This is a genomic window from Anoxybacillus sp. B2M1 (genome assembly GCF_001634265.1).
GTDB lineage: Bacteria > Bacillota > Bacilli > Bacillales > Anoxybacillaceae > Anoxybacteroides > Anoxybacteroides rupiense.
The window spans coordinates 1,310,707-1,327,617 of sequence record NZ_CP015435.1 but is presented as its reverse complement, the minus strand read 5'-3'; the positions used below and the strand labels follow the sequence as shown (position 1 = coordinate 1,327,617).

Below are 16,911 nucleotides of genomic sequence, written 5' to 3'. Positions count from 1 at the left end.
ACCAAGCAAAGCCTTCCATGCGTAAAATATCCAAGGCACGAAAGAACCCCGACTAGGGTTGGAACGACCCGAAGTAACGCTCAGGGAGACGAAAGGTTCTTTCGTCGTAGAACTGAGAAGCTCCCACTTCAAGCGTTAGCTAAGTGGTGAGTAGTTCACCAGCTGTGCAGCTGAATGAAGGCGTATGAATGGATGACCATTCAAGTATAAGATACAATATTGTGATCAACGATGAAAGGGACAGTAGCTCTTTCATATGCTTATTGTAGCGAGCTGGGGACGGTGGAAGCCCGGCATAAGCGAAAGAGTGAAGATCACCCTGGAGTTCCCACGCTGAATTTGTGAGTAAGCGATGGCGCGTCATTCCCGTTACGAATGTAAAGAGGGCTATCATACATAGCCAATAAGGGTGGTACCGCGAGGCCGTTCTCGTCCCTTTTGGGAGAGAGCGGCTTTTTATATTTGATGATGAAGATGGAGGAATGTGGAGATGGACTATAAAGATACATTATTGATGCCGCAAACAGATTTTCCAATGCGTGGAAATCTCCCGCGGCGCGAACCGCAAATGCAAACAAAATGGGAAGAGATGGATATCTACCGAAAAGTTCAGGAGCGCACGAAAGGACGTCCGCTATTTGTGCTGCATGATGGCCCTCCGTATGCAAATGGCGATATCCATATGGGGCATGCGCTCAATAAAATTCTCAAAGATTTTATCGTTCGCTATAAATCAATGAGCGGTTACTGCGCTCCATATGTTCCTGGTTGGGATACACATGGGTTGCCAATTGAAACAGCTTTGACAAAAAATAAAGGTGTCAACCGCAAGACAATGAGTGTTGCGGACTTCCGTAAACTTTGTGAAGAGTATGCTTATGAACAAATTGACAGTCAGCGTCAGCAATTTAAGCGTCTCGGGGTTCGCGGTGATTGGAACAATCCATATGTCACATTAAAGCCGGAATATGAAGCTCAGCAAATCAAAGTATTTGGCGAGATGGCGAAAAAAGGGCTCATTTATAAAGGCCTAAAGCCTGTATACTGGTCTCCATCCAGCGAATCAGCATTAGCTGAAGCAGAGATTGAATATAAAGATAAACGCTCTCCATCTATTTATGTGGCTTTCCCTGTTAAAGATGGAAAAGGCGTTCTTGAAGGTGACGAGAAAATTATCATTTGGACAACGACCCCTTGGACGATTCCTGCTAACTTAGGAATTGCCGTCCATCCGAACTTAGAATATAGCGTTGTTCGAGTAAATGATGAAAAATATGTGGTTGCTTCTGCTCTTCTCCCTTCGGTCAAAAAAGAAATTGGCTGGGAGGAAGCGGAGGTGATCAAAACACTGAAAGGAAACGAGCTTGAGTACGTCGTAGCGAAGCATCCGTTTTATGAACGTGATTCACTCGTCGTTTGCGGTGAACATGTTACAACCGATGCAGGAACAGGATGCGTCCATACAGCGCCGGGACATGGGGAGGATGATTTCCTCATCGGACAAAAATATCATCTCGGCGTGCTTTGTCCGGTTGATGAACGAGGCTATATGACAGAAGAAGCCCCGGGATTTGCAGGATTGTTCTACGATGATGCCAACAAAGCTGTGACAGAAAAGTTAAAAGAAACGGGTGCATTATTAAAACTGCAGTTTATTACGCACTCATACCCACACGATTGGAGAACAAAGCAACCGACCATTTTCCGGGCAACAGCACAATGGTTTGCTTCCATTGATCAAATTCGCGATGAATTACTAAAAGCTGTTCAAGAGACTAAATGGATCCCTGCTTGGGGAGAAACGCGTTTATATAACATGGTTCGTGACCGAGGCGACTGGTGTATCTCGCGACAACGCGCATGGGGAGTACCGATTCCGGTCTTTTATGCAGAGGACGGTGAGCCAATCATCACGGATGAAACGATTGAACACGTATCCAACCTATTTAGACAATATGGTTCAAACATCTGGTTTGAGAGAGAAGCAAAAGATTTGCTTCCAGAAGGCTTTACTCATCCATCAAGCCCGAATGGCATTTTTACAAAAGAGACAGACATTATGGATGTGTGGTTTGATTCAGGCTCATCACATCAAGCTGTTTTAGAGGAACGTGATGATCTGCAGCGCCCAGCGGACCTTTATCTGGAAGGATCTGACCAATATCGCGGCTGGTTTAACTCTTCGCTTTCCACAGCTGTTGCTGTGACGGGAAAAGCACCATATAAAGCCGTATTAAGCCATGGCTTTGTGCTTGACGGGGAAGGACGCAAGATGAGTAAGTCACTTGGAAATGTCGTCGTTCCAGCGAAGGTCATGGAACAATTAGGAGCCGATATCCTGCGGCTTTGGGTTGCTTCGGTTGATTATCAGGCAGATGTGCGTATTTCTGATAACATTTTAAAACAAGTAGCGGAAGTATATCGAAAAATTCGCAATACATTCCGTTTCTTGCTTGGCAACTTATTTGATTTTGATCCGCAAATTCATGCGGTCCCATTGGCAAAGCTGCGCGAAGTGGACCGCTATATGCTGGTGAAATTAAATCAATTAATCCAAAAGGTAAAGCATTCATATGAAACATATGAATTTGCTACCATTTATCACGATATCAATAATTTCTGTACAGTAGATTTGAGTGCGTTCTATCTCGATTTTTCAAAAGATGTTCTTTATATTGAAACAGCTGATCATCAAGAACGCCGCTCTATTCAAACGGTTCTGTATGAGACGCTCGTCGCCTTAACGAAGCTTATGGCTCCAATTTTACCGCATACAGCCGATGAGGTATGGGGGCATATTCCGAATCGAAAAGAAAAGGAAGAGAGCGTCCAGCTTGTTGATATGCCGGAAGTGCAAGAGCTGGAAGGAGCCGATCAGCTGCTAAAAAAATGGGATGCGTTTATGAGTGTGCGCGATGATGTTCTAAAAGCATTAGAGATCGCACGAAATGAAAAAGTGATTGGTAAGTCATTGACAGCTAGCTTAATGGTTTATCCAACTCCGGAAACAAAGCAGCTGCTTGATTCCATCGCGGAAAGCTTGAAGCAGTTATTTATCGTTTCTGGATTTACGGTGGCAGGAGATTATGCAGAAGCGCCAGCAGAAGCACAAAAATTTGCGAGCATGGCGATTGTCGTCCAACAGGCAAAAGGAGACACTTGCGAGCGCTGCTGGGTTGTCACACCAGAAGTCGGCCAAGATAAAGAGCATCCGACTTTATGCCCACGCTGCGCGCAAATTGTTAAAGAATATAGCCAAGCATAAGAGGTCACGTTACAGCAAAAAGGCTGCCGTCACAGGCAGCCTTTTTAGCTGATGCCCTGTTTGCGAAGCCTTTCGCTGTTAAACGGCGTATATATAAGTGCTTCGTAATTCGGGCATTGACTCCATTTGCGAATGATCGGGATTTAGTGAAAAGATGAAACATGTCGCTTATTCAAAAGCCGATTCGATTTTATGACGGTTGTCCGCCTGTCATATTGATTCATTGGATCGGGGGTTTTGATATATTGATTGATCTGGTTCCCCTACATTGTGAAAATGGAAAGAGAGAAGGCTCACTCAATTGTGTGTAAGAGAAGGGCAGTGCGTGCGAGGCTGTCAGGTTTTGGACATATGCCAAATCGTCTAAGCATGCATTGTCTATCGTTTGTCGGTTATGCTACAATTCATAAAGTACATATGTCAAGTTGTGGAGGGAGTTGCGTGTTTAATTATTTGATCGCCCTGATTGTCATTATCATTGACCAGTTTACAAAGTGGCTCGTGGCTACACGCATGCAAATAGGAGAAAGCATTTCAGTGATTCCAAATGTGCTTTATATTACGTCCCATCGAAATCGTGGCGCGGCGTGGGGGATTTTAGAAGGTCAATTTTGGCTATTTTATTTAATTACAGTCATTGTTGTGATAGGGTTAGTGTTCTATATTCAGCGTCTGCCGCGCGAAGAGCGCCTGTTTGGTGTCGCTCTTGGCTTTATGCTCGGCGGAGCGATCGGCAATTTTATTGATCGATTAGTTCGCAAAGAGGTTGTGGATTTTATTCATACATATATTTTTACTTATAATTTCCCGATTTTTAACATTGCGGATTCCGCCTTATGCATCGGGGTAGCCCTTGTCTTTTTACAAACCTTTATTGGCGGAGCGAAGAAAAAGGAGAATCAGTAATGGATGTAATACAGTTTCAGATTGAGGAAGCGCATGACCGCGAACGAATTGATAAAGTCATTGCTGCTTTAAATGGCGAATGGTCTCGCTCACAGGTTCAGCAATGGATCAAAGATGGGCTTGTGACCGTTAATGGAACGAAAATAAAAGCGAATTATAAATGTTCTGTCGGGGATGAAGTAACGGTGGAACTTCCAGAGCCAGAACCACTGGATGTAGAGCCGGAAGAGATGTCATTAGACATTTATTATGAAGATGCCGATGTTTTGGTTGTAAACAAACCGAGAGGAATGGTTGTCCATCCAGCACCAGGTCATATGAGGGGGACGCTGGTTAACGGTTTGCTTGCTCATTGCAAGGATTTATCAGGCATTAACGGCATACTTCGCCCAGGAATCGTTCATCGGATTGATAAAGACACATCTGGTTTGCTTATGGTAGCAAAAAATGATATGGCGCATGAAGCACTGGTCAATCAGCTTGTTCATAAAACCGTCACGCGTAAATATAAAGCCATCGTTCACGGAGTCATTCCTCATGATTACGGTACGGTCGATGCTCCGATCGGCCGCGATCAACACGATCGTCAAAGCATGGCTGTTGTGGAGAATGGAAAGGAAGCGGTGACGCATTTTCGTGTTCTAGAGAGATTTTCTAATTTTACGTTTATTGAATGTCAACTAGAAACGGGAAGAACGCATCAGATTCGCGTCCATATGAAATATATTGGTTATCCGCTTGCCGGAGATCCGAAATATGGACCTAAAAAAACGCTACCGATCAATGGACAGGCACTGCATGCGGGTGTGCTTGGATTTACTCATCCACGGACAGGAGAGTATTTAGAATTCGAAGCACCGCTTCCGCATGAATTTGTCGAGGCTTTGGACATGCTTAGAAATAATCGTTGACAAAAGCTTTATCCGCTTTTACAATAAAGCTAAGTGAATAGTAGTCCTTTAAAATCAGTCCCGTGAGGCTGAGAAGGAGCCGGATCTAAATACAGCAAATGTGGTTGTTTTCTGCCCTCTCACCGATCGGTGGGAGGGTTTTTTGCGGAGGTGAAAAAATGCAAAAGGCAGTAGTGATGGATGAACAGGCGATTCGCCGGGCCCTGACGCGCATTGCTCACGAGATTATTGAGCGGAATAAAGGAATTGAAAACTGTGTGCTTGTCGGCATTAAAACGCGCGGCATTTACTTAGCCAAGCGGCTGGCGGAGCGAATTGAACAGATCGAAGGCGCGACGATGCCTGTCGGAGAGCTTGATATTACGCTATATCGCGATGATTTAACGGTAAAAACAGGCGATAAGGAACCGCTTGTAAAAGGATCTAATATTTCGTTTGATGTGACAAACCAAAAGGTTGTGCTTGTAGATGACGTCTTATTTACGGGACGGACGGTGCGTGCGGCAATGGATGCCATCATTGATTTCGGGCGTCCGGCGCAAATCCAGCTGGCTGTGCTGATTGACCGCGGTCACCGTGAACTGCCGATCCGCGCAGATTTTGTTGGCAAAAATGTGCCGACCTCGAGTTCAGAAATTATTGTAGTAGAATTAAAAGAAGTGGATCAAGTGGATCAAGTCACCATTCATGAGAACGTGTAACCGCCCTTTTAAAGGCAGTCCTGAGAGACTGACAAAGGGGGTCAAATTGGTCTGCCGATTTTTTAGGCAACGATTGCACCCTCTTTGCATCATCCGGGCAAAGAGGGTTTTTTTATGACTCAATCATAGTCGGAAGGAGATTGAAAACAATGAATAAGCCTGTATTGGGAATTAAAGATAGACCTTCGCCACTTCAATGGTTGACCCTTAGTCTTCAACATTTGTTTGCCATGTTTGGCGCGACCATTTTAGTGCCTTATCTTGTCGGTTTAAACCCTTCAATGGCTCTCATTTCCAGCGGTCTCGGAACACTCGCATTTTTAATGATTACAAAATGGCAAGTTCCGGCCTATCTCGGCTCCTCCTTTGCCTTTATCTCACCGATTATTGCAGCAAAAGCGGCAGGAGGTCCTGGAGCAGCGATGGTTGGCAGCTTCTTAGCCGGTGCTGTCTATGGAATTGTCGCTTTAGTCATTAAAAGAGCCGGCTATCGTTGGATTATGAAATTATTGCCTCCAATTGTTGTCGGTCCTGTGATTATTGTCATCGGCCTCGGCCTTGCGAATACAGCCGTTGGCATGGCAATGAACGGTCCAGATGGAAAATATAATCTCACTTATTTTTCTGTAGCGCTTGTGACGCTTGCGGCAACCATTATTTGTTCCGTCTATTTGCGCGGTTTGCTTAGTTTAGTGCCAATTCTTATCGGGATTGTGGTTGGATATGTGTATTCTCTAGCAGTAGGAGTAGTGGATTTGTCTCCGATTGCTAAAGCTAAATGGCTTGAAATGCCAGATTTCTTGATTCCTTTTGTTGATTATCCTGTGCATGTAACGGGAAAGATTATTTTGCTGATGGTTCCGGTAGCGCTTGTCACATTGTCTGAACATATTGGCCATCAACTTGTATTAAGTAAAGTGGTTGGACAAGATTACATTAAAAAGCCTGGATTGCATCGCTCGATTTTGGGCGATGGAACAGCGACGATGATTTCTGCCTTAATTGGCGGACCGCCAAAAACGACCTATGGAGAAAATATTGGTGTGCTTGCCATCACACGAGTGTATAGCGTGTATGTGCTGGCTGGCGCAGCGGCGTTCGCCATTATCTTTGGATTTATCGGAAAGGTGACCGCTTTAATCAGCACGATCCCAACCCCGGTTATGGGCGGAGTTTCGATCCTGCTGTTTGGAATTATCGCATCGTCTGGGTTGCGCATGCTCGTCGATAGCAAAATTGACTTTGGAGATAAACGAAACTTAGTGATTTCCTCTGTCATCTTGGTGATTGGAATTGGCGGAGCCATCTTAAAAGTGTCTGAGAATTTCCAAATTCAAGGAATGGCATTAGCAGCTATCAGCGGTGTTATTTTGAACTTGCTTTTGCCTGGACGCCCAGAAATAAATGAAAATATGTTTGAACTTGAAGAAAATAAAGATCATGTCGCGTAGTGCCGCCTTTTAATTAAGTCCTGTGAGACTTAAAAGGGTGTTGCTGTTCGCGCAAAAAAGAAATGAAAGTCATCATATGGGCTTTCTTTCTGCCTACCTTTTTGCGCCCAAAACTGTAGCACCCTGTCGAGTAAGGCAGGGTGCTTTTTTTATAAAACAGGAGGGAATAAAATGAGCCATTTGCTTACCTTATCGGAATTGTCGCTCGATGATATACAAAATCTGCTTCATGAAGCAGAAAGGTTTCGACAGGGAGCCAGCTTTGCCAGTTCAAAACCGTTTTTTGTGGCGAACTTGTTTTTTGAACCGAGCACAAGAACAAAATGTAGCTTTGAAGTAGCAGAAAGAAGACTAGGACTCCATGTCGTACCATTCGATGCAGAAATGTCAAGCGTTCAAAAAGGAGAGACGTTATATGACACGATCCGTACGCTGGAGTCGATTGGCGTGCAGACGGTCGTCATTCGCCATCCAGAGGACCGCTATTTTGAAACACTCCGCCATTCGATTCACATTCCAATCATCAATGCAGGGGATGGATGTGGCCATCACCCGACCCAATCATTGTTAGATTTGATGACCATCCAGCAAGAATTTGGAACGTTTCAAGGGATCACTGTTGCGATTGTCGGGGATATTCGCCATAGCCGCGTCGCTCGCTCGAATGCTGAAATATTGACAAGACTGGGTGCGACTGTCCTTTTTTCAAGTCCGGAGGAATGGAAGGATGAACGAAATGGTTATGGCACTTATGTTGATTTGGATGTGGCTGTAAAAGAGGCGGATGTCATCATGCTGCTTCGGATTCAGCACGAACGTCATGGAGAGAAGATGGGGCTGACGAAAGAACAGTACCATCAACAATACGGATTAACAGTCGAACGGTCGCAAAAAATGAAAACGCGCAGCATCATTTTGCATCCCGCTCCTGTCAATCGCGGCGTTGAAATTGCTAGCGAGCTTGTCGAATGCGAACGGTCGCGTATTTTTAAGCAAATGGAAAACGGCGTTTATGTGCGCATGGCGGTATTAAAAAGAGCTGTGGAAACTTGTGAAGGAGGAATCAAGCATGGCGGTTATTTTAAAAAATGCTCGTTTGCTTAACGAAGAAGGAGAGCTTGTGGCGACAGAGGTGAAAATGGTTGGGGATGTCATTACAGAGATCGCACCTCGCATTGATGCAGGAGAAGGGGATGAACAGGTAGATGTCGGCGGCCAGCTGCTCGCTCCAGGTTTTATCGATTTGCATGTCCATTTGCGTGAGCCGGGCGGTGAGCATAAGGAAACGATCGCATCGGGTTCGTTAGCAGCGGCGAAAGGAGGCTTTACAACGATTGCGGCCATGCCGAATACTCGTCCGGTTCCTGATACAAAGGAACAAATGGAATGGCTTCAAGAACGCATTCGCCAAACAGCCTATGTGAACGTCCTTCCATATGCTTCGATCACGATTCGCCAGCTTGGGAAGGAACGGACTGATTTTGCAGCGTTAAAGGCATCTGGGGCTTTCGCTTTTACGGATGATGGAGTAGGTGTGCAGAATGCGCGCATGATGTATGAAGCCATGAAGGAAGCAGCTGCTCTAGATATGGCTATTGTTGCCCATTGCGAAGAGGAAACACTTACATATAAGGGCTGTGTTCATGATGGGGAGTTCGCACGAAAATACGAACTCTCGGGCATCCCAGCGATTGCCGAATCCGTTCATATTGCTCGCGATGTTTTATTGGCTGAAGCGGCTGGATGCCATTATCATGTTTGCCACATCAGCACAAAGGAATCTGTCCGTGTGGTGCGTGAGGCCAAACGTGCTGGTATTCGCGTGACGGCCGAAGTGACGCCGCATCATCTCCTGCTTTGCGATGAAGATATTCCGGAGCTGGATGCCAATTTTAAAATGAATCCTCCGTTAAGAAGCAAAGAAGATCGCGCTGCATTGATCGAGGGACTGCTTGATGGGACGATCGATTTTATCGCAACTGACCATGCCCCGCATACGGAGGAAGAAAAGCGAGAAGACATGGAGCTGGCTCCATTTGGAATTGTTGGACTTGAGACAGCTTTTCCACTGCTCTATACAAATTTAGTTGAACCCCACATTTGTACGTTAAAGCAATTGATTGATTGGCTGACCAAAAAGCCAGCAGAAGCGTTTGGACTCCGGCAAGGAAAATTAGCGGTCGGCGCAAAAGCGGATTTGACGGTTATTGATTTGCAAACAGAGCATCCAATTGATCCAGATACGTTTGTGTCAAAAGGTAAAAATACCCCATTTGCTGGTTGGATATGTAAAGGTTGGCCAACGATGACGTTTGTGAACGGAAAACTTGTATGGCAGAAAGGGAGAGAGGAATGAAACGACAGCTTATTTTAGAAGACGGTACATTTTTTATTGGAGAAGCGTTTGGAAGTACAGCACAAAAAATGGGGGAGGTCGTGTTTAATACAGGAATGACAGGCTATCAAGAGATTTTATCAGACCCTTCCTATTGTGGTCAGTTTGTCACGATGACCTACCCTTTGATCGGTAATTATGGCATTAATCGTGATGATTTTGAAGCGATTGAACCGCATATTCATGGGCTGATTGTCAAGGAAGTATGCCGCACTCCTTCTAATTGGCGAAGTGAGATCACGATTGATGAATATTTGAAAGAAAAAAATATTCCTGGTCTTGCTGGAATCGATACAAGAAAGCTCACTCGCATGATTCGCCAGCACGGAACATTAAAAGGAATGATTTGTGATTTAGATGTCAGTGTTGCCGAGATCGTAAGCGATTTGAAGAAAACAAAGCTGCCGACCGATCAAGTGAAGCGGGTTTCTACGAAAAGCGCATATCCGAGCCCAGGGCGGGGACATCGTGTTGTTTTGCTTGACTTTGGAATGAAACATGGAATTTTACGGGAATTAAACAAGCGGAATTGTGATGTCATTGTTCTTCCTTATCATGCAACCTCTCAGGATGTGCTAAACCTTCATCCCGACGGGGTGATGCTTTCAAATGGTCCTGGCGATCCAAAAAACGTTCCAGAAGCTATTGAGATGATTCGTGGTATTCTTGGCCGCGTTCCACTTTTCGGTATTTGTCTTGGACATCAGCTGTTCGCGCTTGCCTGCGGGGCCGATACCGAAAAAATGAAGTTCGGTCACCGTGGCTCGAACCATCCTGTGAAGCATCTTGCAACAGGAAAGGTGGCTATTACCTCGCAAAATCACGGCTATACGGTCATGGCATCATCATTAAAGCAAACACGTTTAGAAGTAACGCACGTGGCATTAAATGACGGAACGATTGAGGGGCTGCGCCATTTGGATTATCCGGCATTTACTGTGCAATATCATCCAGAAGCCTCTCCAGGCCCAGAGGATGCCAATCATTTGTTTGATGAGTTTATTGCCATGATTGAACAATTTAAAAAGGAAAGGGAGATCGTTCATGCCTAAACGTCAAGATATCGAAACGATTTTAGTGATCGGCTCTGGTCCCATTGTCATCGGACAGGCAGCGGAGTTTGACTATGCTGGAACACAGGCGTGTTTAGCCCTAAAAGAAGAAGGATACAAAGTCATTTTAGTCAACTCCAATCCTGCCACGATTATGACAGATACAGAGATTGCTGACAAAGTGTATATGGAACCATTGACGCTGGAGTTTGTTTCCCGCATCATCCGCAAAGAGCGTCCAGATGCGATCTTGCCGACGCTTGGGGGACAGACGGGTTTAAACTTAGCTGTGGAGCTTGCGGAAGCAGGCGTTTTAGAAGAATGTGGGGTCGAAATTCTTGGAACAAAGCTGGAGGCCATTCAGAAAGCTGAAGACCGCGAATTGTTCCGAGCGTTAATGAAGGAGTTAGGAGAGCCAGTTCCAGAAAGCGACATTATCCATAGTTTAGACGAAGCTTATGCATTTGTTGAAAAAATCGGCTATCCGGTTATCGTTCGCCCCGCTTTTACGCTTGGCGGGACAGGCGGCGGCATTTGTACAAACGAAGCAGAGCTGATTGACATTGTTTCTAGCGGTTTAAAAATGAGTCCGGTTCATCAATGCTTGTTAGAAAAAAGCATTGCCGGCTATAAAGAAATTGAATATGAAGTGATGCGTGATGCTCAAGATCACGCAATTGTCGTATGCAATATGGAAAATATCGATCCAGTAGGCATTCATACAGGGGACTCACTTGTCGTTGCTCCAAGCCAAACGTTAAGCGATCGAGAGTATCAATTGTTGCGCAACGCTTCCTTGCGCATTATTCGCGCTCTGGGCATTGAAGGAGGCTGCAATGTTCAATTGGCACTTGATCCTCACAGTTTCCATTACTATGTCATCGAAGTAAATCCGCGCGTAAGTCGCTCATCTGCGCTGGCGTCTAAGGCAACCGGTTATCCGATTGCAAAGCTAGCAGCCAAAATTGCTGTCGGTTTAACGTTAGATGAGATCATGAATCCAGTAACAGGTCAAACATACGCCTGCTTTGAACCGGCTCTCGATTATGTGGTGACGAAAATTCCGCGTTTTCCATTTGATAAGTTTGAATCCGCGAACCGTCACCTTGGCACGCAAATGAAAGCGACGGGAGAGGTCATGGCAATCGGCCGAACATTTGAAGAATCGCTGCTGAAAGCTGTGCGCTCACTTGAGACAAACGTCCATCATTTAGAAATTAAAGAGGCTCGCCATGCTGACGATGAATTGATTGAAAAACGCATCCGCAAAGCGGGGGACGAGCGCCTTTTCTATATAGCGGAGGCTATTCGCCGCGGTATAGATATCGAGCAAATTCATGAATGGAGCCGAATTGACCGCTTTTTTTTACACAAGATTGCCCGCATTGTTCATTATGAAACGATGGTACGCGAGCATGTTGGAGATTTGGATGTGCTGCGAAAGGCAAAGCAAATGGGGTTTTCTGATGCAGCCATCTCAGAATTTTGGAATATGAATGAACGAGATGTATACCAATTAAGAAAACAAGTGGGGATTGTCCCTGTTTACAAAATGGTTGATACGTGTGCCGCTGAATTTATGTCAGAAACGCCGTATTATTATGGAACCTATGAAGAAGAAAATGAATCGGTGGTGACGCAGAAGGAAAGCGTCGTTGTGTTGGGATCGGGCCCGATCCGCATTGGGCAAGGCATCGAATTCGATTATGCGACCGTTCATTCTGTCTGGGCTATTAAAGAAGCAGGGTATGAGGCGATTATTATTAACAATAATCCGGAGACCGTATCGACAGATTTTAGCGTTTCAGACAAGCTCTATTTTGAACCGCTAACGATCGAAGATGTGATGCATGTCATCGATCTAGAACAGCCGATTGGTGTCATTGTGCAATTCGGCGGGCAAACCGCCATCAATTTAGCTGCCGAATTAGCAGCGCGCGGTGTCCGGATTCTTGGCACCTCATTGGAGGATTTAGACCGCGCAGAAAATCGCGATAAATTTGAACAAACACTGTCGCACTTAGGCATTCCGCAGCCGAAAGGAAAAACCGCTTATTCGGTTGAAGAATCGGTGCGGATCGCAGCTGAAATCGGCTATCCGGTGCTTGTTCGCCCATCGTATGTGCTCGGTGGCCGAGCGATGGAGATCGTCTATAAAGAGGCGGAGCTTTTATACTATATGGAACATGCAGTCAAAGTCAATCCGCAGCATCCCGTGCTAATAGATCGGTATTTAATCGGAAAAGAAATTGAAGTCGATGCCATTTCCGATGGAGAAACGGTATTCATTCCAGGCATTATGGAGCATATCGAGCGAGCGGGTGTCCATTCCGGCGATTCGATTGCGGTCTATCCACCGCAAACATTGACAGATGAGATTCAACAAAAAATCGTGGATTATACAATTAAACTGGCGAAGGGATTGCGCATTGTCGGACTGCTCAACATCCAGTTTGTCATGTACCAAAATGAAATATATGTGCTAGAAGTCAATCCACGTTCCAGTCGAACGGTTCCGTTTTTAAGTAAAATTACAAATGTGCCGATGGCCAACATCGCCACTAAAGTCATTTTAGGAGAAACGCTTGTTGAGCTTGGGTATCAAACAGGATTGAAACAAGCAAGTGAAGGGGTATATGTTAAAGCTCCCGTCTTCTCATTTGCTAAACTGCGAAATGTTGATATTTCGCTTGGCCCGGAAATGAAATCAACGGGCGAAGTCATCGGAAAGGATGTAACATTTGAAAAAGCGTTATATAAAGGACTTTTAGCCTCTGGCATTCATATTCGTCCATATGGCGCGGTGTTGCTTACGGTGGCTGATAAAGATAAAGCTGAAGCGATTGAAGTAGCTCGCCGCTTTCATCATATTGGCTATCAGCTTCTTGCCACAAATGGTACAGCTGAAGCGTTGCGGGCCGCCCATATTCCGGTAACCATTGTGAACAAAATTCATTCGGAATCCCCCAATATTTTAGATATTATCCGTCAAGGAAAAGCACAAGTGGTCATTAATACGTTAACGAAAGGGAAGCAGCCGGAAAGTGACGGATTTCGAATTCGCCGTGAAGCGGTGGAAAACGGAATTCCATGTTTAACATCGCTTGATACGGCAAAAGCCATGCTACAGGTGATGGAGTCGATGACGTTTGCGATGACTGCGATGTCGGAAAAGAAGGTGCATGCATGAAAGTGGAAAAAATGACCATTGTTTATCATGAACCGATTGCCCGAAACATTTATCAGTTAATCCTAGCTGGAACACTTGTTCAAGAGATGAATGAAGCAGGGCAATTTGTCCATGTCAAAGTAGGAGAGCGCACAGATCCGCTATTGCGCCGTCCGCTTAGCCTTTGCGACATTAATAAAGAAGCAAGTGAGTGTACCATTATTTATCGAAAAGAAGGAGCGGGTACGGCGCTCCTTTCGGAAAAGAAAAAAGGAGAGGTCATTGATGTGCTCGGTCCGCTTGGAAACGGCTTTCCGCTTGAAGCCGTTCGAGCGGGACAGCGTGCGCTTCTTGTTGGGGGCGGTATTGGTGTTCCTCCCCTCTATGAACTGGCTAAGCAGCTTGTAAAAAAAGGGGTAACTGTGACGAGTATACTTGGCTTTCAAACACAAGATGTTATTTTTTATGAGCGAGAGTTTGCTTCGCTCGGTGAAATCTACATTGCTACTGCTGACGGTTCATACGGAACGAAAGGATTTGTGACCGATGTGATCGGCGGACGCGGGCTTTCGTTCGACGTGCTGTATGCGTGCGGTCCAAAGCCGATGCTAAAAGCGCTTGAGCAGAAGTTTCCGGATAAAGAGGTGTATCTTTCATTGGAAGAGCGGATGGGCTGCGGCATCGGCGCTTGTTTTGCCTGCGTTTGCCGCGTTCCTAACAATGAAACAGCCTACAAAAAAGTTTGTAGCGATGGTCCTGTATTTAAAGTCGGGGAGGTGGTGCTATGAGCCGTTTAGCGGTGGAATTGCCGGGGCTTTCCTTAAAGAATCCGGTTATGCCGGCTTCTGGATGTTTTGGATTCGGGCGGGAATACGCTAAGCTTTATGATTTAAGCCAATTAGGGGCCATTATGATCAAAGCAACAACACGTGAACCGCGTTTTGGCAATCCAACCCCAAGGGTTGCGGAAACGCCAAGCGGCATGCTCAATGCGATTGGACTGCAAAATCCAGGATTAGAAAAAGTGATCGAGGAAGAACTTTCATGGCTCGCGCAATACGATGTACCGATTATTGCCAATATCGCCGGCTCGACAATGGAGGATTATGTGGAAGTCGCCAAGCGGATTTCGCAAGCGCCGAATGTTCATGCTCTTGAGCTCAATATCTCATGTCCAAATGTAAAAAAAGGTGGCATTGCGTTTGGAACCGTACCAGAAGTAGCCGCTGAGCTCACTCGCCTCGTTAAGCAAGTATCCGTCGTCCCTGTCTATGTAAAGCTGTCGCCGAATGTGACGAACATTGTGGAAATGGCCAAGGCGATTGAAGCGGCGGGAGCAGATGGTCTGACCATGATTAATACGCTCCTTGGCATGCGAATCGATATAAAAACAGCTGCCCCGATTTTGGCTAACCGTACAGGGGGACTTTCTGGTCCTGCGATTAAGCCGATCGCGATCCGCATGATTTATGAAGTAAGCCAAGCGGTATCCATTCCGATTATCGGCATGGGCGGAATTGCAACGACTGAAGATGCTCTGGAATTTTTCTACGCCGGCGCCAGCGCTGTTGCGATCGGAACGGCAAATTTTGTCGATCCGTTTGTTTGTCCAACTATTGTGGCTGAGCTGCCGGTATTACTTGACGAGCTCGGATTTGACCATATTTCTCAATGTATCGGAAGGAGCTGGAACAAAGGTGGACCAACCGTTTATTGTGGCACTTGATTTTCAATCGCGCGAAGAAGTCGAAGCGTTTTTGCGTCCATTTGTCCGTGAGCCGCTTTTTGTAAAAGTTGGGATGGAACTGTATTATCAAGAAGGGCCTGACATCATCACCGCTTTAAAAAAGCAAGGACACCGCATTTTTTTAGATTTAAAGCTTCACGATATCCCAAATACGGTGAAGCAAGCGATGAAGGGGCTCGCCCGCCTTGGGATAGACTTAGTGAATGTTCATGCTGCTGGTGGGACCAGCATGATGAAAGCAGCATTAGAAGGATTGGAAGCGGGGACGCCAAGCGGAGCGCCTCGTCCAGCTTGTATAGCGGTCACACAACTGACGAGTACGAGTGAACAAATGATGCAACGCGAGCTTTGGATTTCACGGACGATGGCGGAAACAGTGCTTCACTACGCTTTGCTTGCCCAAGAAAGTGGCTTGGACGGCGTTGTTTGTTCCGCAAAGGAGGTACCGCTGATCCGTGAACACTGCAGAGCCTCATTTTTAACCGTGACTCCTGGCATCCGCTTTGCTGATGAGGAAGCGAACGATCAAGTGCGTGTTGTCACACCAAAAGAAGCTCGAAAGTTCGGTTCAAGCTTCGTTGTTGTTGGCCGCAGCATCACCCGAGCTGCTGATCCGCATGCGGCGTATGAGCGCCTTAAACAAGAATGGAATCAGGAGGAATCATCATGAACAAAGAAATTGCCACACATTTGCTGCAAATTGGCGCAGTTTCGTTACAGCCAAACGAACCGTTTATATGGTCATCCGGGTTGAAATCACCGATTTATTGCGACAACCGCCTGACACTTGCTTATCCACATGTGAGAAGCATAATCGCAGATGGATTGGCCCAGCTCATTCGCGCGCATTTTCCAGATGTGGAGGTTATTGCGGGAACAGCGACTGCCGGCATTCCGCATGCGGCATGGACGAGCGAGCGTCTTGGGTTACCGATGTGTTATGTGCGTAGCCAAGCAAAAGCACATGGAAGAGGAAAACAAATTGAAGGGAAAGTAGAGAGGAGACAAAAAGTCGTTGTTGTTGAAGATTTAATTTCTACGGGCGGCAGCTCGTTAACTGCTGTTGGTGCCTTAAAAGAAGCCGGATGTGATGTATTAGGCGTTGTTGCTATTTTTACATACGGCTTGGAAAAAGGAAAGCAAGCGTTTATGGAAAGCGATGTACAAGTGCATACGTTGACGGATTATGACAGCCTCATTGAAACGGCGGTGGAGCTCGGCGTTGTGGACGAACAAGATCTCGCGACGCTGCGCGATTGGCGAAAACAGCCGGAGGCATGGGGGAAATAAACATATATGTGGAGTGCGAATGAT

Annotated in this window: 13 protein-coding genes and 1 other annotated feature; all 13 genes read left to right on the top strand. The window is 45.9% G+C overall.

What is annotated here, in order from left to right; genetic code table 11:
* Positions 1-222: 222 nt before the first annotated feature.
* Positions 223-440: a binding site (T-box leader), on the top strand.
* A gap of 50 nt (positions 441-490) precedes the next feature.
* The 13 genes from ileS (at position 491) to pyrE (ending at position 16,887) form a co-directional block, all read left to right on the top strand.
* Positions 491-3,265, top strand: coding sequence for an isoleucine--tRNA ligase (gene ileS, locus GFC28_RS06350; RefSeq protein ID WP_044746575.1), 2,775 nt, complete (start codon positions 491-493; stop codon positions 3,263-3,265).
* Positions 3,266-3,706: 441 nt separating this feature from the next.
* Entirely contained in the window at positions 3,707-4,171 is a 465-nt protein-coding gene (gene lspA / locus GFC28_RS06345; RefSeq protein WP_156487514.1) for a signal peptidase II, read from the top strand.
* The gene (locus tag GFC28_RS06340; RefSeq protein WP_044746574.1) at positions 4,171-5,082 is read left to right on the top strand and encodes an RluA family pseudouridine synthase; all 912 of its coding nucleotides are present in this window, start codon (positions 4,171-4,173) and stop codon (positions 5,080-5,082) included. The genes lspA and GFC28_RS06340 overlap by 1 nt, the downstream gene beginning before the upstream one ends.
* A gap of 158 nt (positions 5,083-5,240) precedes the next feature.
* Positions 5,241-5,783: a bifunctional pyr operon transcriptional regulator/uracil phosphoribosyltransferase PyrR gene (gene pyrR, locus GFC28_RS06335; protein ID WP_044746573.1), complete on the top strand. Its 543-nt coding sequence runs from the start codon at positions 5,241-5,243 to the stop codon at positions 5,781-5,783.
* Positions 5,784-5,932: 149 nt separating this feature from the next.
* A complete protein-coding gene (locus tag GFC28_RS06330; protein ID WP_044746572.1) occupies positions 5,933-7,234 on the top strand; it encodes a solute carrier family 23 protein in 1,302 nt (433 codons plus the stop codon).
* 171 nt (positions 7,235-7,405) lie between these two features.
* Complete coding sequence (locus GFC28_RS06325; RefSeq protein ID WP_044746571.1) at positions 7,406-8,338, top strand: aspartate carbamoyltransferase catalytic subunit; 933 nt, start codon at positions 7,406-7,408, stop codon at positions 8,336-8,338.
* On the top strand, positions 8,304-9,590 hold the full coding sequence (locus GFC28_RS06320) for a dihydroorotase (RefSeq protein ID WP_044746570.1): 1,287 nt from the start codon (positions 8,304-8,306) through the stop codon (positions 9,588-9,590). Before GFC28_RS06325 ends, GFC28_RS06320 begins: the two co-directional genes overlap by 35 nt.
* Positions 9,587-10,681 (top strand): carbamoyl phosphate synthase small subunit, encoded by a 1,095-nt coding sequence (locus GFC28_RS06315; protein ID WP_044746569.1) that lies wholly within the window; start codon positions 9,587-9,589, stop codon positions 10,679-10,681. The genes GFC28_RS06320 and GFC28_RS06315 overlap by 4 nt, the downstream gene beginning before the upstream one ends.
* Positions 10,674-13,871, top strand: coding sequence for a carbamoyl-phosphate synthase large subunit (carB, locus tag GFC28_RS06310; RefSeq protein ID WP_044746568.1), 3,198 nt, complete (start codon positions 10,674-10,676; stop codon positions 13,869-13,871). The genes GFC28_RS06315 and carB overlap by 8 nt, the downstream gene beginning before the upstream one ends.
* Entirely contained in the window at positions 13,868-14,638 is a 771-nt protein-coding gene (locus GFC28_RS06305; RefSeq protein WP_044746567.1) for a dihydroorotate dehydrogenase electron transfer subunit, read from the top strand. The genes carB and GFC28_RS06305 overlap by 4 nt, the downstream gene beginning before the upstream one ends.
* Positions 14,635-15,576: a dihydroorotate dehydrogenase gene (locus tag GFC28_RS06300; protein WP_044746566.1), complete on the top strand. Its 942-nt coding sequence runs from the start codon at positions 14,635-14,637 to the stop codon at positions 15,574-15,576. Before GFC28_RS06305 ends, GFC28_RS06300 begins: the two co-directional genes overlap by 4 nt.
* Complete coding sequence (gene pyrF / locus GFC28_RS06295) at positions 15,548-16,267, top strand: orotidine-5'-phosphate decarboxylase (protein ID WP_044746565.1); 720 nt, start codon at positions 15,548-15,550, stop codon at positions 16,265-16,267. Before GFC28_RS06300 ends, pyrF begins: the two co-directional genes overlap by 29 nt.
* Positions 16,264-16,887: an orotate phosphoribosyltransferase gene (gene pyrE, locus GFC28_RS06290; RefSeq protein ID WP_044746564.1), complete on the top strand. Its 624-nt coding sequence runs from the start codon at positions 16,264-16,266 to the stop codon at positions 16,885-16,887. The genes pyrF and pyrE overlap by 4 nt, the downstream gene beginning before the upstream one ends.
* Positions 16,888-16,911 lie beyond the last annotated feature (24 nt).